The organism is Streptomyces sp. GLSS-08, from assembly GCF_056387915.1.
The window spans coordinates 469,062-486,214 of the sequence record NZ_JBWJAQ010000002.1 but is presented as its reverse complement, the minus strand read 5'-3'; the positions used below and the strand labels follow the sequence as shown (position 1 = coordinate 486,214).

General features: G+C 71.7%; 18 protein-coding genes. 7 read left to right on the top strand and 11 right to left on the bottom strand.

The annotated features are described in order from the left end of the window. The first annotated feature begins 204 nt into the window (after nucleotides 1–204). Complete coding sequence (locus tag AC0ZLC_RS04960; RefSeq protein ID WP_476750619.1) at nucleotides 205–1,194, top strand: magnesium and cobalt transport protein CorA; 990 nt, start codon at nucleotides 205–207, stop codon at nucleotides 1,192–1,194. A 92-nt stretch (nucleotides 1,195–1,286) separates the two neighbouring features. Here AC0ZLC_RS04960 and AC0ZLC_RS04955 read toward each other — a convergent pair whose 3' ends face one another. Further along, nucleotides 1,287–1,571, bottom strand: coding sequence for a hypothetical protein (locus AC0ZLC_RS04955; RefSeq protein ID WP_476750618.1), 285 nt, complete (start codon nucleotides 1,569–1,571; stop codon nucleotides 1,287–1,289). A gap of 396 nt (nucleotides 1,572–1,967) precedes the next feature. Between AC0ZLC_RS04955 and AC0ZLC_RS04950 the strand changes: the two genes are divergently transcribed. Then, nucleotides 1,968–2,495 (top strand): MarR family winged helix-turn-helix transcriptional regulator, encoded by a 528-nt coding sequence (locus AC0ZLC_RS04950; RefSeq protein ID WP_476750617.1) that lies wholly within the window; start codon nucleotides 1,968–1,970, stop codon nucleotides 2,493–2,495. Here AC0ZLC_RS04950 and AC0ZLC_RS04945 read toward each other — a convergent pair. After that, the gene (locus tag AC0ZLC_RS04945) at nucleotides 2,489–3,700 is read right to left on the bottom strand and encodes a PP2C family protein-serine/threonine phosphatase (RefSeq protein WP_476750616.1); all 1,212 of its coding nucleotides are present in this window, start codon (nucleotides 3,698–3,700) and stop codon (nucleotides 2,489–2,491) included. The two genes, AC0ZLC_RS04950 and AC0ZLC_RS04945, sit on opposite strands and share 7 nt — an antisense overlap. Before the next feature lie 150 nt (nucleotides 3,701–3,850). Next, entirely contained in the window at nucleotides 3,851–5,011 is a 1,161-nt protein-coding gene (locus tag AC0ZLC_RS04940) for a PP2C family protein-serine/threonine phosphatase (RefSeq protein ID WP_476750615.1), read from the bottom strand. A 767-nt stretch (nucleotides 5,012–5,778) separates the two neighbouring features. On the opposite strand from AC0ZLC_RS04940, the gene AC0ZLC_RS04935 reads away from it, so the two are divergent. Genes AC0ZLC_RS04935 through AC0ZLC_RS04920 form a run of 4 tightly spaced genes read left to right on the top strand, consistent with a single transcriptional unit; the run spans nucleotide 5,779 to nucleotide 9,519 of the window. Continuing rightward, nucleotides 5,779–7,377: a PP2C family protein-serine/threonine phosphatase gene (locus AC0ZLC_RS04935; RefSeq protein WP_476750748.1), complete on the top strand. Its 1,599-nt coding sequence runs from the start codon at nucleotides 5,779–5,781 to the stop codon at nucleotides 7,375–7,377. Continuing rightward, nucleotides 7,374–8,459 (top strand): cobalamin B12-binding domain-containing protein, encoded by a 1,086-nt coding sequence (locus AC0ZLC_RS04930; protein ID WP_476750614.1) that lies wholly within the window; start codon nucleotides 7,374–7,376, stop codon nucleotides 8,457–8,459. The genes AC0ZLC_RS04935 and AC0ZLC_RS04930 overlap by 4 nt, the downstream gene beginning before the upstream one ends. Then, nucleotides 8,456–8,932 (top strand): STAS domain-containing protein, encoded by a 477-nt coding sequence (locus AC0ZLC_RS04925; RefSeq protein WP_476750613.1) that lies wholly within the window; start codon nucleotides 8,456–8,458, stop codon nucleotides 8,930–8,932. The genes AC0ZLC_RS04930 and AC0ZLC_RS04925 overlap by 4 nt, the downstream gene beginning before the upstream one ends. Before the next feature lie 59 nt (nucleotides 8,933–8,991). After that, nucleotides 8,992–9,519, top strand: coding sequence for a MarR family winged helix-turn-helix transcriptional regulator (locus AC0ZLC_RS04920; protein WP_476750612.1), 528 nt, complete (start codon nucleotides 8,992–8,994; stop codon nucleotides 9,517–9,519). A 65-nt stretch (nucleotides 9,520–9,584) separates the two neighbouring features. On the opposite strand, the gene AC0ZLC_RS04915 is transcribed toward AC0ZLC_RS04920, so the two are convergent. After that, nucleotides 9,585–10,964, bottom strand: coding sequence for an APC family permease (locus AC0ZLC_RS04915; RefSeq protein WP_476750611.1), 1,380 nt, complete (start codon nucleotides 10,962–10,964; stop codon nucleotides 9,585–9,587). A gap of 376 nt (nucleotides 10,965–11,340) precedes the next feature. Next, nucleotides 11,341–11,745, bottom strand: coding sequence for a hypothetical protein (locus AC0ZLC_RS04910; protein WP_476750610.1), 405 nt, complete (start codon nucleotides 11,743–11,745; stop codon nucleotides 11,341–11,343). Between the two features lie 245 nt (nucleotides 11,746–11,990). Between AC0ZLC_RS04910 and AC0ZLC_RS04905 the strand changes: the two genes are divergently transcribed. Continuing rightward, entirely contained in the window at nucleotides 11,991–12,845 is an 855-nt protein-coding gene (locus AC0ZLC_RS04905; RefSeq protein ID WP_476750609.1) for a helix-turn-helix domain-containing protein, read from the top strand. 149 nt (nucleotides 12,846–12,994) lie between these two features. On the opposite strand, the gene AC0ZLC_RS04900 is transcribed toward AC0ZLC_RS04905, so the two are convergent. The 6 genes from AC0ZLC_RS04900 to AC0ZLC_RS04875 all read right to left on the bottom strand — a co-directional run bounded on the left by AC0ZLC_RS04900 (nucleotide 12,995) and on the right by AC0ZLC_RS04875 (nucleotide 17,096). After that, nucleotides 12,995–13,486, bottom strand: a complete 492-nt coding sequence (locus AC0ZLC_RS04900; protein ID WP_476750608.1) for a DUF5949 family protein — start codon at nucleotides 13,484–13,486, stop codon at nucleotides 12,995–12,997. A 171-nt stretch (nucleotides 13,487–13,657) separates the two neighbouring features. Then, nucleotides 13,658–14,170, bottom strand: coding sequence for a peptide-methionine (S)-S-oxide reductase MsrA (msrA, locus tag AC0ZLC_RS04895; protein ID WP_476750607.1), 513 nt, complete (start codon nucleotides 14,168–14,170; stop codon nucleotides 13,658–13,660). A 591-nt stretch (nucleotides 14,171–14,761) separates the two neighbouring features. Then, complete coding sequence (locus AC0ZLC_RS04890; protein WP_476750606.1) at nucleotides 14,762–15,253, bottom strand: RNA polymerase sigma factor; 492 nt, start codon at nucleotides 15,251–15,253, stop codon at nucleotides 14,762–14,764. Between the two features lie 99 nt (nucleotides 15,254–15,352). Beyond that, entirely contained in the window at nucleotides 15,353–15,970 is a 618-nt protein-coding gene (locus AC0ZLC_RS04885) for a class F sortase (RefSeq protein ID WP_476750605.1), read from the bottom strand. Then, nucleotides 15,967–16,335 carry a sortase-dependent protein gene (locus AC0ZLC_RS04880; RefSeq protein WP_476750604.1) on the bottom strand — a complete coding sequence of 123 codons (369 nt, stop codon included), beginning with the start codon at nucleotides 16,333–16,335 and terminating at the stop codon, nucleotides 15,967–15,969. Before AC0ZLC_RS04880 ends, AC0ZLC_RS04885 begins: the two co-directional genes overlap by 4 nt. Nucleotides 16,336–16,526: 191 nt before the next feature. Next, the gene (locus tag AC0ZLC_RS04875) at nucleotides 16,527–17,096 is read right to left on the bottom strand and encodes a TetR/AcrR family transcriptional regulator (protein ID WP_476750603.1); all 570 of its coding nucleotides are present in this window, start codon (nucleotides 17,094–17,096) and stop codon (nucleotides 16,527–16,529) included. Nucleotides 17,097–17,153: the final 57 nt, after the last annotated feature.

Genomic DNA, 17,153 nt, shown 5'->3' with positions numbered 1-17,153 from the left:
GCCGGGCCTCCAGGCCTTCGGGTGGCGGGCCTCACAGGGCACCGCGGTAGGGACCGCGGGCGGAAACCTTCAGGCGCGGCTCCCGCCCGCGTCGTGCGCGGATCCCAGCCGCTGATCTTCTGTTTCTTGCCGAGCCCGGATCACGAAGAGGCGCGGGCCGCAGATGACAGGCATGCATCCGCCGCATCGGTGCAGGTGTGAGGAATGAGGTGTCTTATCTATCGCGAGCTGCCGGAACCGCCTGAGCAGGTGGACTGTGAGCAGACCGACGGCGGCCTGCCTGCGGTACTGGCGAGCCTGAAGCGCGTCGGGGAGCGGGAGTTCTGCTGGGTGCACCTGGACGATCCGGACCCGGCAGACCTCGAGGAGCTGGCGGTCCCGCTGGGACTGCACCCCTTGGCGGTGGAGGATGCCGTCCAGGCGCACCAGCGTCCGAAGCGGGAGCGGTACGGCGATGTGCTCGTGGTGGCGCTGAAGACGCTGTGGTACCTCGATGACGGGAACGACGTGGAGACCGGTGAGGTCATGGTCTTCACAGGACCCCGGTTCGCGTTGACCGTCCGCCACGGCTCGGTCGATCCGACCGTCGAGGCGGCCCGACGGCTGAGCCGGACCCCGGAGATGCAGCGGTTCGGTCCCACGGCCGTGCTGCACGCCGTCCTGGACACGGTCGTAGATTCCTACCTCGAGGCCTCCGTGCAGGTCCGCACCGACCTGACCGCGCTGGAGCGCTGCGTCTTCGCACCCGGCCGGGAGGATCTGACCGAGCAGATCTACTCGCTCAAGCGGGAGGTCCTGGAGTTCCAGGATGCCGTGCAGCCACTGGTGCCGGTCGTGCAGGAATTCGCCGGCCCTCGCGCGGAGTGGCCCGCGGAGATGCTTCCGTACTTCCGCGACGTGTCCGACCACCTGCACCGGACCGACACCGAGGTGCGCTCACTGGACGAACTCCTGAACTCGGTCCTCGACGCGCACCTCGCCCGGGTGGGCACATGGCAGAACGACGACATGCGCCGCATCTCGGCCTGGGCCGCGATCCTGGCGACCCCCACCCTCGTCGCAGGCGTCTACGGCATGAACTTCGCGCACATGCCGGAACTGAGCTGGACGTACGGGTATCCGCTCGCCATCGCCCTCATGGTGACCGCCGCCACGCTGCTGCACCGGACGTTCCGCCGCAACGGCTGGCTGTGACGCCCCGAACGCGGCCCGGTGACAGCTTCACAGCACGGGAAGCCTTGTACCGGGCCGGACCCCTGGACGCCGTGCGTGTGGCCGACCGCGTCTCATCCGTCCGGGAAGAACTCGTCCAGGATCTCCGCCCATCGGCTCAGGGGCACCGGGCGGTCCACGTTCCGGGCCTGGGTGCCGACCAGCTTCAACAGCGCGGAGATGAACGGCGCGGCGGCGGGATCGGCGTCGAAGTCGATCACCGCGGCGTGCAGGCGCTGCACGCCGACGGAGAACGCGCTCTGCGCGTCGGCTTCTCCGGCGCGGCGCATCCGGTCTTCGGTGAGGATGCACTGCACGGCGAGTTCAGGGCAGTCGGCGGTGTGCCAGATCTCGGTCATGCCCTCGGGACAGCCGGTCCGCACAGAGGTGTTCTCGGGGCTGGGACCGGCTGTGCAGTCCGGGCACGTGAGGCGTTGCACGTGCGGTCGTTCATGATCCGAGTCCGACATGGTGCTCCTGTCCGCGGGCCGTCACCGGAGCCGTCGGCGAGCCGGTGACGCGGCGTGCGTCACCGATGTCACGGGTCCGATCCGACGGCACCTCCAAGGGGATCCGTTGCGTGGAGCCGGGCGGATTGGTACTCGGCGACGATCGTGACCAACCGGCACACGGTACGTTCACCCCGGTTCTGTGTCCTCCGCCCGGCTTGGACGTGGCGTTTGCGGGTAGCAGCGTCTGCACGGGTGCCAGCCTGATGTGCATCGAGAGACCAAGTTTGATGAAAGTGGCGTCTAGTGACTCACCGCGACGTCCCTGCCGACGACCGGCCGCGGGAAGCGGGAGACGGCGCCGAGGCTGTCGCCCTGGGCATCGCCGATGCCGTGGAACGTCTGACGACCCTGTGGTCGGCCGCCGTCCAACAGTCGCCGCTCCGTCTGTCCATGCACCAGTTGCGGGCGTTGCACACGCTGGCCGCAGCCCCTGGGGTCAACCTCACCGCGCTGGCCGAGCGGCTCGGTCTGGGGTTGTCCACGGCGAGCCGGCTGTGCGACCGGCTCGAGGCGGCGGGCCTGCTCGAACGCACCCTTCACCCGCTCCGGCGTCGCGAAGTGCGGCTCAGTCTGACCGCGCGGGGTCGGCACGTGCTCGACAGCGTGGCGCGCCGCCGGACGGCGGCGCTGGCGACGGCGCTGTACGGAATGTCACAGGCCGACCGGGCGGCACTGAACCGGGGGATGCAGGCGTTCCTGGCGGCAGAGCGCGGGGGCGAGCCTGCCGGGGGGGCTGGGGCTGGGACCGGTGTGACGCCGGCCGGTCACTGATCCGGGTTGTCGCGCCGGGCCGTACCGGCCTGGCGGCCGTTCCAGTCGAGGCACACCACGGCCGCGTCGGCCGACAGGGCTTTGCTGCCGAAGTGCTCGATCAGGCCGGAGACGACAGCCCGCGCGGCTTCGTGCGGTGGAGCCGCCCGGACGGCGCCGAGCGTCTGGCGCAGGGCCCGTTCGCCGAAGAGGTCTCCGTCGGCGGAGCGTGCGCCGTGCACCCCCGTGCTGACGGCGATCAGCCGGTCGCCCGGCTCCACCTGGAAGGTCTGCTCCTCGTAGGGGGTCTCCTCGAACATGCCCAGCGGGAGCTGTGCGTCCAGGGCGATGCGCTCGACCGTGCCGCCCCGCTGCCGGAAGAGCTGCGGCGAGCCCGCGTCCACGGCCAGTACCGCTCCCGTGTCCAGGTCGAAGTCCAGCAGCAGGGTGGAGGCGTGGAGCTTGCCGCCGTACTGGGCGAAGAGGGCCTGGTCGGCGAGGCAGGCCTGGTCGGCGAGACCGAGGCCCGCGCGTCGGGCGTTGCGGAGTGCGCCCACGGACAGGCTGGTCAGAAGGGAGGCGTCGACGCCCCAGCCCATTCCGTCGGTGACGGTGAGGGTGAGGTGGTCGGCGCCGGTCGACCAGTCGAAGTTGTCTCCGCCGACGGCGTAGGCGGGTTCCAGGTGGGCGCCGATGACGTACTCCTGGCGGGCGCAGCCACGGCCGGGCAGGAGCTGCCACTGCATTTCGGCCGCGAGCGTGAGACGCCGGGTTCGCCGGGCCTGGAGGTAGAGGTCCGTGTCGCGGTCGGCGGTGGTGACCTCGTGTCCCAGCGCGGTGGCGAACTCGGCGAGGCGCAGCACGGTGGCCGTACCGGTCGCGGAGCGCGGCATGCGCACGGACAGGACTCCGAGCCGATCGCCCCGGACGGTCATGGGCAGGTGGACGAGATCGGACGCCGAGGCGCGGTCGGTGACTTCGACGACCGGGGTCTGGGTGACGAAGGCCCGGCCCGCCGGCGCCTCGTGTGCGGACACGGGGGCTTCCGTGTGCGGGAGGTGGGTGACCGACTGCAGAACACTGAGTCCGTAGTCGGCGAGGAGCAGGGTCGTCTCCTGGGCTCCGAACCGGTCGGTCAGCAGCTGACGTGCCGTGGCGACGAGAGCGTGTGGCGGTGCCGCCCGCAGCAGGCTTTCGGCGGATGGCTCCGGTTGCGCTGCGGTCATGGCGACCACCCTCTTCTCTTCGGCAGTCCCCACGTTCCTCTTGGCAGTCCCCACGCTATCGCGTGCCTCCGAGCCGCCGGCGCCCGGGACGCGTCCTGCTCCGATACTGCATCGACACAGCTCACGTCAGCTGGGTGCATCACCTCTCGTTCAACGCCCCAGCCAGTCCAGACAGACCACCAGCGCGTCGTCTTCCGGGACGGACCGGCCGCGGTGACCGGTCAGTTCACGCAGGATGGCGCGCGGGACCTCGGCGGCGGGCAGCAGGCGCGTGGCTTGGATCGCCGCGGCCAGCGCGGCGTCCCCGTACGCCTCCCCTCCGGGTGACGCCACCGAGTAGACCCCGTCGCTGACGAAGATCAGTCGGTCGCCCGGCTCGACGTGGGACTCCTGGATGACGTAGTCCGTCTCCTCGAACATGCCGAGCGGCAGCTGCGCGTCCAGGAGGACGCGTTCCACCGTGCCTCCGCGCAGCCGCAGCATCTGGGGCGATCCGGCGTCCACCACCGACACCCGCCCGGTGGCCAGTTCGAACTCGAGCATGAGCACGGAGAGGTAGCGCTCACCCCGGTAATGGGCGTAGACGGCCTGGTCTCCCAGGGCCGCCTGGTCCGCGAGGGGAATGCCGGCCCGTCGCGCGTTGCGCAGCGCGTTGATCGCCAGGTTCGTCAGCAGGGAGGCCTCTATCCCCTCCCCCATGCCGTTACTGACGTAGAGCATCAGGTGGTCCGCCGTCGCGGACCAGTCGAAGTTGTCCCCGAAGATGGCGTACGCGGGTTCCAGCTGGGCGCCGAGCTCGTACTCGGGCCGGGCGCAGGAGCGGCCGGGCAGCAGCTGCCACTGCATCTCCGCGGCCAGCGTCAGCCGGTCCTTGCGCCGCGCCTGCATGTACAGGTCGGTGTCCCGCTCGGCCACGACAACCTCGTGAGCGAGCACCTGCGCGATGTCCGTCAGTTCCGCCAGGGTGTCCTCGACGTGGTCTCCCCCGGGCAGGGTGACGGACAGCACGCCGAGCCGGTCACCGCGCACCGTGACCGGCAGGTGCACGCGTACCAGGTCACCCGGGGCCGTTTCCACGAAGGGCTCCTGCGCGCCGAAAGCGCGGCCCGCGGGACTGCTGTGGGCCGAGACCGGCTCCATGGTGTGCGGGAGCACGGACACCGGCTGCAGCACGGTCAGACCGTAGTCGGCCATGAACAGTTCGACGGATTCCGCCGCATACCGCTCGGCGAGCACACGCCGGACGGCATCGAGCAGCTCATGGGGTGCCGCCGTACGCAGGGCGCGTTCGGCGGCCACAAATCTGTTCACGATGGGGGGAGCACCAATCTTTTGCCGGGTCTTGAAGGCGTCGCTCAGGGACGAGCCGTCTGGCAGGCCCTGCCGCTCGTTCACGTCATCCGCAGCCGGGTCACGCGCCCGGTACGCCGACGCCCGGTCCGCCTGAACTCCCGCGCCGCGGCACCGGTTCCGTCGGCCGCGCGGGGCGCCGGCGGCCGGCGCCCCGCCGAGCAGTGCCGGTCCATCGGAACATTCCAGTCCTCTCCCCCGCGTCCGCCGCGGCCACTTTGTTGCCTGTCGGCCATGATTGTCAAACGGCAAGAGTTGCGTCCCGCTGAACGCATCGTTCCTGCATACGCCGGAGAAGCGGCCGACGCCGACCCGGCCTGTACCGAAGCGACTCGCGACCGAAGCCGCCGACGGCGGGTGAGGCCCGGAGGCCTTGACCGTTTCAGCTTCTCCCCAGGTTCTTCACTTCTTGTGTACGGGCAGCATCGCACACCCCACCGGAACGGGTTGTCCGGCCACTGACCTGCATGGATCACGAGGAAAAACGTCACTGCTCCACCACCGGACAGACGGTTCGCACCTCCCCGGACAGGCCCTACGCCGCCGGGATGCCTGCTCAACGGGGGTACCGGCGAGGGCGGCTTGCACAGGAGGGGGCCGATGGAGGATGGTTGCCGAACGGCAATAATTCTTCGACCGGATGAGGTGAGGGGTTCGCGCAGCGGGCCTTCGTGGTTGTGACTTCCACCCAGCAGGCACACGCCGAGAGCGCGCACGCGTCGGCGCACATGGCATGGACCTCCGTGCCCTACCCCGTCCTGGTCGTGGATCCCGTCGGCACCGTACGGCACGTCAACCCGCAGGCCGCCGGACTCTTCCCGGGCATGGGTCCCGGCGTGCGCCTGGCCGGGAACGTACCAGCATGGCTGGCCGACGCCCACACGCTCCGGGGGGCCGGTGGTCCGGGCGGGACCGCGGTGGCGTCGGGCCCGGTGGGAGAGCGGAGCTTCGAGGCCCACCCCACCGCGCAGGCCGACGGAGATGTCGTGTGGTGGCTCGTGGACGACACCGACAACCGGCTGGTCCGCGAAGCCCTGCGGATGGAACGTGAGCGGACCGCGTTCCTCATCCAGGCGTCCAACACGCTGCTCTCCTCGCTGAACCTGGACCGGTGCATGGACGTGATCGCGCAGTTGGCGGCCCAGCACCTCGCCGACGCGGCGCTGGTCGTCGCACCGCGCAGCGGGCACCGGCTGCCGCTCGTCGGCTGCCTGGACGGCGGTGAACCGCAGCGCGCCCAGCGGAACGCCGACCCGCGGGACGTTCCGGGACTGGCCGAGGCGCTCCAGGGATTCCCGCCCGTCCCCTCCCGGTGGATCGACCCGGTCTCCGCCCCCGACTGGGTGGTGCCCGAGGGATTCGGCGCGGTCGGCTCGATCGTGGTCACTCCGCTGCCCGGACACGGCGTGCCCGCCGGGGCCCTGATCCTGCTGCGCCGCAGCGGGGAGACGGCGTTCACCGAGGCGGAGGAGGTCTTCGCCCGTCTGTTCGCCGCCCGCGCCGGCGCCGCGATGTCGGCCGCCCGCCTGTACGCGGAGCAGTCGTCGCTCTCCCAGACCCTGATGCGCGAACTGCTCCCGCCGGACCTGCACCAGGTCGCGGGCGTGGACTTCGCCGGCGGCTACCGTCCCTCGAACGACCACGAGCGCATCGGCGGCGACTTCTACGACGTCCATCCCGCCGCCACCGAGGGCGAGGCCTCCTTCGCGGTCCTCGGCGACGTCTGCGGCAAGGGCCTTGAGGCCGCCGTCCTGACCGGGAAGATCCGCAATACGCTCCACGCGCTGCTGCCGATGGCGGGCGACCACCAGCGGATGATCGACCTGCTCAACGGCGCACTCCTCAACTCCCACCACACGCGCTTCGCCACCCTCGTCATGGTTTCCGCAGTGCGCGAAGCGGGCGCCGTACGCCTCCGGGTGACCAGCGCCGGACATCCGCCGGCCCTCATCGTGCGCCGGGACGGAACCGTCGAGGAAGGACGCTCCCGCGGCACCCTGGTCGGGGTCTTCCCCCAGGCCCGTGCGACGACCACGCACGAAACGCTGGCGCCGGGTGAGTTCTGCGTGCTCTTCACCGACGGCATCACCGAAGCGGTGGGCGGTCCGCTGGGGGACGAGATGTTCGGTGAGGGACGGCTGAAGGACGCGCTGGCCCAGTGCGCGGGCTTGCCGGCCGAAGCGATCGTGGAGCGTGTGCAGATGCTCGCCGCGCAATGGGTGGGCTCCGAACCCCACGACGACATGGCCGTCATGGTCATCGCCGCTCCCAGTTCCCACCACCTGAGCGCGGTGGGCGGTCACACCCGGGGCAGGTTCACCGCATGAGTCCCACCGCGACCGTCCTGCCCGAGCACCGGATCGACCGGTTGTGGGAGGCAGCCACCGCCGGCGACGAGCGGACGGCCACGGCCACGGTCTTCGGCGCACTGGAGGACGGCGTTCCCCCCGAGAGTGTCCTCCTGGACCTGATCGCCCCGGTCCAGCGCCGAGTCGGCGAGGAGTGGGCCGCCAACCGCATCAGCGTGGCCCAGGAACACGCGGCCTCCGCCATCAGCGACCGCGCCATCGCCGCCCTCTCCCACCGCTGTTCCGCCCGCCCCGCCGACGACCGGGGCACGGTCGTCGTGGCCTGCGTGGACGGGGAATGGCACGGTCTGCCCGCCCGGCTGCTGGCGGAAGTACTCAAACTGCGCGGCCGGCGGGTCGACTGTCTCGGCGCCCAGGTCCCCACCAGCCACCTGATCACCCATGTCCACCGAACCGGCCCCGAACTGGTCGCACTCTCCAGCTCGATCACCACCCGGCTGCCGGCCGCGCACGCCGCGATCACCGCGGTCCAGGCCACCGGCACCCCGGTCCTGGCCGGCGGAGCCGCCTTCGGCCGCCACGGCCAGTACGCCCGCCGGCTCGGCGCCGACGCCTGGGCCCCCGACGCGAGGGCCGCCGCGGACCGCCTCGCCCAGGGTCCGCTGCCCCGCCCCACCGCCGCGCACCAGCCCATCGACGACCTGCCGCACCTGGCCGACCAGGAATACACGATGGTCGCCCGCACCGGCACCAGCCTGGTGCGCGCGGTCATGGACGGACTGGAAGAGCGTTTCCCCACCATGCGCGACCACAGGGCCGCACAGCGGTCGCACACGGCCGAGGACATCGCCCACATCGTGGACTTCCTCTCCACGGCCCTCTACACCGACGCCCCGGAGCTCTTCACCGACTTCCTCGTCCGGACCGCCGCAATCCTCAGCGCCCGGGGCGTACCCGCTCGTTCCCTCCACCCGGCGCTGGACATCCTGGGCGAACAGCTCAAGGACTTCCCCCGCGCCACACTTTTCCTCGGCCGGGCCTCCGACCGCCTCGCCTGCACGGGCTCCGCGACCGCCTCGCACACCAGGAACACCGCATGACGCCGCCCGCCGGGTCCGAGTCCACGTACCTGCGCCTGACCACGTCACCCGCCACCGACGAAGACGTTCTGCGCCTGGAGGTGCACGGGTTCCTGGACCACGACAGCTCGGACGCCTTCCTGGCCACGGCCACCGGGCACCTGGCCGACAGCCCCGGCCTGCGGGCGCTGCGCCTGAACTGCGGCGCCCTCGAGGGCCTCGACTCGATGGGCCTGGCCGCGCTCCTGATGCTGCACCGCCGCACGGCCGCCGCGCAGGTCGTCCTGCACCTCGACGACCGTGGGCCGGCACTCGAACGGATGCTGGACATCACCGGCGCCCTGGACCGCCTCGCCCCCGACCACGAGGGCGAACCGGCCGGTGATTACGCCGGGTCCCACCGCATGGCATACCGTCGTACGCCTCAGGACGGCATGCCCGCGGACCGCACCGCCCCGGGTCACGCTCCCGCCAGACCGGACACCAGCAGCTGACATTCGAACGCGCGCGCACGACAGCATCGGGGGGATCAGGCCCCTCGGAGGGGAAACGCATGCCCGAACCCACCCGCTCCACCGACGAATCCGTCCGCGCAGCGGCCCGCCAGGCCGGCGGCGTCGTCGAACTCCTCGACGTCATGTGGGAGCAGGCACGCAACGACACCCCGGCCCCGTTCATCCCGGCCTCCCAACTCCGCGTGATGTACCTCGTCGACCGGGAGAACGGCATCCGCATGCGCGCCCTCACCCGGCTCCTGGGCGCCGCGCCTCCCTCGGTCTGCCGACTGGTCGACCGTCTCCAGGCCCTCGGCTTCATCGAACGCATGCCCTGCCCCGACAGCCGCCGTGAAGTAACCCTCCGCGTGACCGGCGCCGGCCGCACACACCTGGCCCGGATCCGCGAACGCCGTGAGCAACTCCTCGTCCAGGCCCTCGACGCCATGCCCGCACACGAGCGCGACGCACTGGCCGAAGGCCTCACCGGATTCCGTCGAGCGCTGGTCGAGCAGCCCATGCTGCGCCTCGTCCACCCGGACACCGCACCGGCTCCCGCCACGCGGGACACGGCGCAGTCCGCCTGAGCCCGGATGCACCCGCCACCGCGCGGGTGGTGTGGCTGAGGTGGTTCCTCGCGACGCGGTCGCCCTCATTCCGGCCGGGCGGCGCGATCGTCGCGGCGGCGCCGGCGGGCCGCGACGAGGGCGGGGACGACTCCCACCGCCAGTACGACGAGTCCACGCTTCCATACCTCGCCCTCGACGCGGGTCGCGAGCAGGACGCAGGACGCCGCACCCAGCACCGGGATGACAGCCGGCACCCGGAAGTACTTGCGGTCGACGACATCCTTGCGGAGGACCAGCGCGGCCGTGTTCACCATGAAGAACACCACGAGCAGGAGAAGGACCAGGGTGGAGGCCAGGGTGGCGACATCACCCGTCAGGGCGAGGAGCAGCGAGAGCGCCGTGGTCACGGCGATCGCGACCCAAGGGGTACGACGCTGCGGCAGCACGGTCGCCAGCTGACGGGGCAGCAGTCCGTCCCGGGCCATACCGAAGGCGAGGCGGGAGGACATGATGCCGGTCAGCAGCGCGCCGTTGGCGACGGCGACCAGGGCGATCGCACTGAACAGCCGCTCCGGTACACCTCCGGCCGCCTTGACCACTTCGAGCAGCGGTCCGCTGGAGCCCGCGAGGGTCTTCGCGGGAACGGCGGCGGTCGCCGCGAGCCCGACAAGACCGTAGATCAGCCCGGCGGTGCCGAGCGCACCGAACAGCGCCCGCGGATAGGACCGGACGGGGTCGCGCGTCTCCTCCGCCACGTTGACGGATGTCTCGAAGCCGACGAAGGAGTAGTAGGCCAGCACCGCTCCGCTGAGTACGGCGGCGGCCGCGCTCTCGTGCGGGGTGCCGAGGTCGGTCAGCGAACCGAGGTGTCCGTCACCGCGCAGGACGATCCACGCGCCGAGCACGACGACGATGAGCAGACCGCCCACTTCGACGAGCGTCGCGACGACGTTGGCACGGGTGGACTCCTGGATGCCGCGGGCGTTGAGCAGCGCGAGCGCCACCAGGAACACGACGACCACCGCGGCCACGGGCAGCGAGACGAACGCGGTCAGGTAGTCACCGGCGAAGCCACGGGCGAGCGCGGCGACGGACACGATCCCGGCTGCCAGCATGCAGAACCCGGCCAGGAACCCGGCGAACGGACCGTACGCCAGCGTCGTGTAGTGCGAGGCGCCGCCCGCACGCGGGTACTTGGTCGCCAGCTCGGCATAGCTGCCGGCCGTCAGCAGGGCCAGGCACAGGGCGACGGTCAGAGGGACCCAGACGGCACCACCGGAGGCCGCGACGATCTGTCCCACGAGGACGTACACGCCGGCGCCGAGGACGTCACCGAGGATGAAGAAGTAGAGCAGCGGAGTGGACAGAGCGGATTTGAGAGGACTGGGCGACGGCGTCCGGGTGTCCGGCTGCCCCCCGCCCTGCGTCGGCCGGCCCGGTACCGAGGTGTTGGGAGCGTCCATGAGGTCAGGCCGCCTCTCGTCCGGCGGGCCCCGTCGCGCGCTGGGGACTCGTGCGGTGCCGTCCGGGTGACGGTCGCGACGCCTGTCGGAACAGTCGGGGCGTGGTCGGCCGTCCGCTTGCCTCCGGCCGGGTCGCGGCGGTCTCGGCCCGGTCGCCCGTCGTCGTACCGAGTCGCAGATCAGTAGCTCTGTCCATGTGCTGGTGAGTAGCCCGTCGGACCGAAGGGAAACGGAAGCGGGCACGAGAGCGCGTCCGGACGCCGATGCGTGCGGTGGGTGCGCGGGACGGACGCCGACGACGGGCGGACGGCAGCCGTCTCGAGGACGTACGCGCGGCACCGGTCCCGGCCCGCGAGAGGCCGGGACCGCCTGTCCGTCAGCTCGCGAGCAGCCCGGTGTTGGAGCCCGAGCCCTGGAACTGGAGGTAGTAGGAGGCTCCGGGACGCGAGTCCTTGAAGATCACCGTCCAGGTCCCCTTCGTGGCCGTGATCCAGCCGTGGCACTTGTTCACGGTGCAGACCCGCACGGTGCGGGTGGCGTCCGTCTTGATGTTGACGTCGTTGCAGTTGCCGTCCACGACGTCCCAGTTGCCGTAGCTCGGGTAGTGGGCGTAGTCGCCGTTGACGCCGGGTTCGGCCCAGTAGGAGTAGGCCGACCCGTAGCACGACAGGGCGCCGCCGGCCGTGGCAGGCGCCCCGGAGGCCTGCACGGGCACGACAGCCACTGCCAGCGCGGCCGCGGTCCCGGCGAGTACGGCGGCAAGTCGCCTGGTCTTCGTCATTGATCCCCCAGTTTTCGTCGGTGTTCGGCCGGACCGACCGGTGCTTCAGTGGAACCGCACCGGTCGTCCGCGGTGAGCAGCGTCGCCGAGACCGTGCCGCCAGGGCTTGTACGAATGCGACCTACGGTGTGCGCCACTGCTGTGCGGCACCGGTTGTCGGCCATCTTGTGGGGCCTGGGCCTGCCTGACGGCCGCGCCTTCTACGATTGCTGTCATGTTCGCGTTGACCGATGGGGGATCGGGCCATGCACGAATTGCTCAGCCGGCCTGCGGCGACACATCTGCGGGGAGAGGTGCTGGGGTACCGAGGCTTCCGCTTCGACGTGACCGGGAGCCGGCGCCGGCTGCTGGTACCCGACGGAGTGGTGAAGGTGATGCTGGGGTTCGGTGACCCGTTGCGGGTGGTGGACCCCTGCGACCCGGCGTGTTCCGGCAGCGGGGTCTCCCTGGCCAACGGCATCCGGGCGACGGCCGCGATCGGCGAGCACACCGGCCTGATCCGCGGCGTGACCGTCCTGCTGACTCCACTCGCCGCGCACCGGCTGTTCCGGGTGCCCATGTCAGAGTGGTCCCGGCTGTCGGTGGCCCCGCAGGAGCTGTGCCGTCGGCCGTGGGCCGGGCTGCCCGCCCGGCTGGCGGACACCCCGGACTGGGACGGCCGGTTCGCCCTGCTGGACCGCGTGCTGCACGAGGCACTCGCCGCGGGCCCCGCGGGCAGCCCCGAGGTGGCCTGGGCGTGGCGGCGGATCCAGCGGACGCACGGGTGTATCCGTATCGAGGATCTGGCGGCCGAGACCGGCTGGAGCCGCCGCCACCTCGAGCGGCGCTTCCGCTGTCAGATCGGGCTGACCCCCAAGAGCGCGGCACAGGTGATGCGGCTCCAGACGGCTCTGCGGCTGCGGGAGACCGGCGCGAACTGGTCCGATGCGGCGGCCCGGGCCGGGTACCACGATCAGCCGCACTTCGACCGCACGTTCAGGGCGATGACGGGCCGCACACCCACCGCCTTCCACGCGAACCGCACCGCCGCCTCCCCGCATGACGCTCAGGACTTCGTGCCGGGGCAGGTGACGAGCGCGGTCCTAACGGACCATGCGTAGGTGCCGGGTCGGACGGGTCGGCGGCGGGACCGGCGTGCGGAGGTACGGCCCGGCCGAGGGGGGCTGAGGAGCCCGGTCGGCAGAGGTGGATGCAGGGCTGCCGACGGCGGCCGTGGCCGCGTCGGCACGGTGGGTGCACGGCGGCCGGATCAGCGGTCGCGCAGCTTGCGGGCCGGCAGCACGACGGTGGCGGACGACTTCAGGGTCTCCTCGTCGTTGGCGAAGGCGGCCAGCGCGTCACTGTCGTCCAGTTCGCCGCCCGGCCAGGGCCGCGTGGTGAGGACGAGGCAGGCACAGCCGCGCTCGGCGATCGCTGCCAGCCAGGCCGCCGACGGGACGATCTGCGCGTTGATCTGCGGCATGGTCAGGACCGCCGAGCCCTCGACGACGAGCAGGCCGACCGGCAGGCTCGGCCGGGCACTGGCGTCGACCAGGCCCTCGTCCATGGAGAGCCCGGCGTTGTGCATGAGCTGTTCGACGGCGGCCGAGGAGCCTTCGGGGCCGTTCTCGCCGTCTCCGAGGGAGAAGGCGAGGACGTAGGGAACGCCGCCCTGTGGCGTGTCGCGGCTCCAGGACATGGCGACGAGGGTCCCCAGCTCCGCGGAGCGCACGGGGCGCGTTTCTGTTGAGTTCGAGGTCACCGCGTCACCGTATCGGCGCCACCGCGGCACCTTCGGGTCCACTCACTCGACCGGGTGACGCCCCACGAGTCCTCTACCCGAACGAAGGACGGCGTGCGGCGTCCGAAGGCGCCTGCGACGGCAGCCGGGAGCCGGCAGCGGAAGCCCGCGGGGGATGCGCGCACCGCCTTCTTAACGCTCCGCACGCTTCGGCAGGCGCCAGTTCGGCCGCGGGAAGTGGCAGGTGTAACCCTCCGGGTACCTCTGCAGGTAGTCCTGGTGCTCCGGTTCGGCCTCCCAGAACGCGCCGGCGGGCACAACCTCGGTCACGACCTTGCCGGGCCACAGACCCGAGGCGTCGACGTCGGCGATGGTGTCCTGCGCGACGCGCCGCTGCTCGTCGTCGAGGTAGAAGATGGCGGAGCGGTAGCTGGCGCCGATGTCGTTCCCCTGGCGGTTCTTCGTGGTCGGGTCGTGAATCTGGAAGAAGAACTCCAGGAGCGCGCGGTAGTCGGTGGCCGCCGGATCGAAGGTGATCTCGATCGACTCCGCGTGGTCGCCGTGATTGCGGTACGTCGCGTTGGGGACGTCACCGCCGCTGTATCCCACCCGCGTGCCGATGACACCGGGGAGCGACCGGATCAGCTCCTGCATGCCCCAGAAGCAGCCGCCCGCCAGCAGCGCCCGCTGCCCTTCGTTACTCATGATCTGTCTCCTTTTCCGTCGGTGCAGGACGACTTTCCGTCGGTGCACAACGACTTCGCGACGTGCCTCCGGTGCGTCAGAGGCCCCTGCGGCGCACTGTGGCGCGAGCCGGCACCGGTGACGCAGATCGTCGAACACCGCGGAAGGATCAGTCATTCCCCGACGGCCGAGCCGCTCCGCGCGGCAGGCCGGGTGGGGACCGCTGTGCTGCCCTCGCGTGACGGCGTCGCGGCCGGTCCGCGAGTCGGATTCGAGCCGCTCCTGGGGCCGCTGTGGCTCGGTGCGGGGCGGACCGGCCCGGGTGATGCCGGCGCGGAGGTGCCGGCCGGAGGGCTGCTCACCGGCGGCGGTGCGAGAGGGACCGTCGGGGAGACCGGTGCTTCGGATGCGCCCGTGCTCAGCGGCAGCGCGACGAGGACCGCGACGGCACAGGACAGTCCGACGCCGACGGCGGCACGCACCGCCCTGCGGCGAGCCGCACCTCGCCGGACCACCTCGTACCGGCCGGGGGGCGGGCTCAGACAGCCGGCGGAGGGCCGCAGGATGACCGCGAGCGGGTCGTCGAGCTCGAGGTCCGGGTCCGGACCGTCGTCATGGTGTGCGATCAAGGCTTCTCCCCAGGTGGGCGCGGAGCAGTTCTCGGGCCGCGTGGAGGTCGGCCTTGATGGTTCCTTCCTTGCGTCCGGTCAGCGCGGACACCTCCCGGATGGGCATGTCCGCGTAGTAGTGCAGCAGCGTAGGGACCCGCAGACGCTCCGGCAGGGACTGCACGAGCAGGCGTACCGAGGGGTCGGTCTGCTCTGTGTACGGACGGACGGCGGCCTCGGAGGTCACACGACGCACCGCGCGGCGCTCGCGCTCCGTCTTGCGCCAGTGGTCCCGGACCAGGTTGGCCGCCGTCACGTACAGAAAGCCGCGGGGCTCTTCCACCGATGTCCAGCGGGCCCAGAGCCGGGTGAAGGCCTCCGAGGCGATCTCGTGGGCCGTCTCGTCGTCGTCGACCAGCCGGCGGCACCAGCCGGCCAGCCGTGGGTAGACGGCAGTGAACAGCTCGGACGCTGCCCTGTCGCGGGACCGTTTCAACGCTCTCCATGGTCGTGACCGCACGGGGTGCCGTGTGGCTCGTGGGGGAGGATCCCGGGCGGCAGGCGTACGTTCCGTCCGCCCGGGATCCGGTGGGAATCAGGGGGTCAGGGACTTCAGTGCGGCGAAGACGATCACGTTGTCGCGGTAGTGGCCACCGGTTCGGGGGCCGCCGCACGTGATGACCCGCAGTTCCGGACGGTCGACGTCCCCGTAGACGTCGTCCGCCGGGAAGTCGGCCTGGGCGACCGTCCGTACGGAACGCACGGCGAAGGCGGCCGCCGTGCCGTTCTCCAGAGTCGCGGTGATCGAGTCGCCCGGCCGCAGCCGGCCCAGGTGCCGGAAGACCCCGTCCCCGTAGGCGCCGACCGTGACATGACCGAGGATCACGGACGGTCCGGTCTGTCCCGGCGTCGGTGAGTGCCGGTACCAGCCCGCGCGGTCGTGCGCCGTGACGGGCGGTACCTGCACCCTGCCGTCCCCGGTCAACCCCAGCCGCATGACGGGGGTGTCGACCGAGATGGCCGGGATCCGCAACCTGACGGGGGCCGAACGGCCCACGGACCGCTGCGGTTCGGCCGCGGCGCCGGACCGCGAGGTCTGTGGCGCGGTGCGCGGCCGGGCAGTTCGGGGGCTGCCGTCCTCGTGCCCGCCACAGCCCGCCAGCAGCGAGCCCAGCGCGGCAGCGGTGAAGGCCCGCCTGGAGGGTGACGTCATGCCGTGGCAGCGCGCCGACGGCGTACGACGAGGAACACGCCGCCGCCCACGACGGCCGCCGCCGCGGCACCGCCGGCCACCGCTCCCCCGTTCCCGGTCCGCTCGGCCGCGGGCGCCACGCCGGTCTCGGGCGCGCCTTGCGGAACTCGGCTGACCTGACCCGGAGCCGGGGCCCGGGTAGGGGCCGCGCTCGGGACTGCGCTCGGGGCCGCGTCGCTGGGGGCGCGCGTCGGAGCGGCGGACGGGCGCGCCGAAGGGACGGTCGGGGCCTGGGTCGGGGTCGCTCCGTCGGCGAATGCCGGTACCGCGCCCGCCAGCAGGGCGGTGCACGCGAGTGTCATGGTCCCCAGGGCAGTTCGGCGCATGAGGTGCTCTCCTTCTTCCGTCGGCCCGCCAGGACACTGGCGGACCGGGTCACAGGTCGAGCGGAGAGACGAGGCAGCGAGCGACCGGGTTGTAAAGAGCAGGCAAAGGCGTGGCGACGGATTCTTCCGGCGCGCGCGGCGGGGCCGGACGCGCCGGAGCATGACCCACCTCCTGCACTCCGCCGAGGTGGTCAGCGCAGCGCCCGGGACGCCGCAAGGAACGTGGTCACGAGTTCCCGCGCCCACTCGCCGGACGCGGGCTGCGCGCTGAAGACGGCGCGGTAGTACAGCGGGCCGAGGAGGAAGTCGACCGCGCTCCCGAGCGTGGGTACGTCGCCGCCCCGGTACCGCTCGCGCTCGATGATGGCGCCGAGCTGCTCGTGCCGGTCCGCGGTGCAGGCGCAGCCGCCCTCGGGCCCCGACCCGATGGTGGCGCGCATGAGCGCGAGCGTGTCCGGGTCGGCGAGGTCGGTGGCGACGTCCTCCATCCACCGCTCGAGGTCGCCGGCCAGCGAACCGGAGTCGGGGACGACCACGTCGCCGCTGAAGCGGCTGGTGGCGACGTCGTTCAACAACTGGGCGGCCGACCCCCAGCGCCGGTACACGGTGGTGGCGTGCACACCGGCGCGGGCGGCGACGGCGGGGATCGTCAGAGCCTCCGCGGGTTCCAGGGCGAGGAGGTCCGCGACGGCGCGGTGCACAGCCGCCCGCACCTTCGCGGAGCGGCCGCCGGGACGTACCTGAGCTGAAGCGTCAACCATGCCGGAATTATCGCACTGATCGTTGCGTTAGCGTGGGCGTCTTAACGCATCAATCAC

Excerpts from the sequence above, each read along its gene's own strand:
- AC0ZLC_RS04910 (WP_476750610.1), bottom strand. The coding sequence starts at position 11,745 with ATGACGAAGACCAGGCGACTTGCCGCCGTACTCGCCGGGACCGCGGCC.
- AC0ZLC_RS04885 (WP_476750605.1), bottom strand. The coding sequence starts at position 15,970 with ATGACGTCACCCTCCAGGCGGGCCTTCACCGCTGCCGCGCTGGGCTCG.
- AC0ZLC_RS04905 (WP_476750609.1), top strand. The coding sequence starts at position 11,991 with ATGCACGAATTGCTCAGCCGGCCTGCGGCGACACATCTGCGGGGAGAG.
- AC0ZLC_RS04960 (WP_476750619.1), top strand. The coding sequence starts at position 205 with ATGAGGTGTCTTATCTATCGCGAGCTGCCGGAACCGCCTGAGCAGGTG.
- AC0ZLC_RS04955 (WP_476750618.1), bottom strand. The coding sequence starts at position 1,571 with ATGACCGAGATCTGGCACACCGCCGACTGCCCTGAACTCGCCGTGCAG.
- AC0ZLC_RS04925 (WP_476750613.1), top strand. The coding sequence starts at position 8,456 with ATGACGCCGCCCGCCGGGTCCGAGTCCACGTACCTGCGCCTGACCACG.
- AC0ZLC_RS04880 (WP_476750604.1), bottom strand. The coding sequence starts at position 16,335 with ATGCGCCGAACTGCCCTGGGGACCATGACACTCGCGTGCACCGCCCTG.
- AC0ZLC_RS04930 (WP_476750614.1), top strand. The coding sequence starts at position 7,374 with ATGAGTCCCACCGCGACCGTCCTGCCCGAGCACCGGATCGACCGGTTG.
- AC0ZLC_RS04945 (WP_476750616.1), bottom strand. The coding sequence starts at position 3,700 with ATGACCGCAGCGCAACCGGAGCCATCCGCCGAAAGCCTGCTGCGGGCG.
- AC0ZLC_RS04935 (WP_476750748.1), top strand. The coding sequence starts at position 5,779 with ATGGCATGGACCTCCGTGCCCTACCCCGTCCTGGTCGTGGATCCCGTC.
- AC0ZLC_RS04920 (WP_476750612.1), top strand. The coding sequence starts at position 8,992 with ATGCCCGAACCCACCCGCTCCACCGACGAATCCGTCCGCGCAGCGGCC.
- AC0ZLC_RS04875 (WP_476750603.1), bottom strand. The coding sequence starts at position 17,096 with ATGGTTGACGCTTCAGCTCAGGTACGTCCCGGCGGCCGCTCCGCGAAG.
- msrA (WP_476750607.1), bottom strand. The coding sequence starts at position 14,170 with ATGAGTAACGAAGGGCAGCGGGCGCTGCTGGCGGGCGGCTGCTTCTGG.
- AC0ZLC_RS04915 (WP_476750611.1), bottom strand. The coding sequence starts at position 10,964 with ATGGACGCTCCCAACACCTCGGTACCGGGCCGGCCGACGCAGGGCGGG.